Annotated in this window: 1 protein-coding gene; it reads right to left on the minus strand. The window is 29.8% G+C overall.

Annotated features, from left to right (window positions below):
• Positions 1-264 (minus strand): TRP75-related protein (locus IHO13_RS05280; protein WP_225538600.1); only part of this gene is annotated, 264 nt, incomplete at its 3' end.
• Positions 265-530 lie beyond the last annotated feature (266 nt).

Raw genomic sequence — 530 nt, forward strand, 5'->3', positions numbered from 1 at the left:
CTTGGCTAGGTTTTCTTTGTTTATGTTAGCGCTAGCTCGGCCTTGCAACTTTTTTTTCTTTAGGAGTTCCCTACGCTTTTCATATAGTCTATATGACTCAGCAAAATCTTCATCTTCATGAAAGTTTATACCGCCAGGATTACCTTGTGGTACATATTTCTTACTAAGTTTCACCTTAGATTTAGCTTCAGTATCATGTGAAACAAAAAGACTAAAACCCAAAAACACTAATATAAATAAAACTTCAGAAAAAATCCCAAACATATGGTGCTATAGTAAATACTGTACTTTAAAAAATAACAATTAACGAACTTTAAGTAAACCAGAATCTTTACTAACTTTGTAATGAATGGTGATTTCATATCCAATTAACACAGGCAAGATTTATATTTTTTTTATATTTATATGCGTCTTCCTCGCTTATCTAATTACTGTTTTTTCTCCTTAACGTATTAAGGAAGAAGTTGATTTTTACCTAGAGTAATATAAAATTGAATAATAAGTAGTGAGGAAACGATGTTAATATTTGA

It is taken from the genome of Wolbachia endosymbiont of Mansonella perstans, from assembly GCF_020278605.1.
In the GTDB taxonomy this organism is placed as follows: Bacteria; Pseudomonadota; Alphaproteobacteria; order Rickettsiales; family Anaplasmataceae; genus Wolbachia.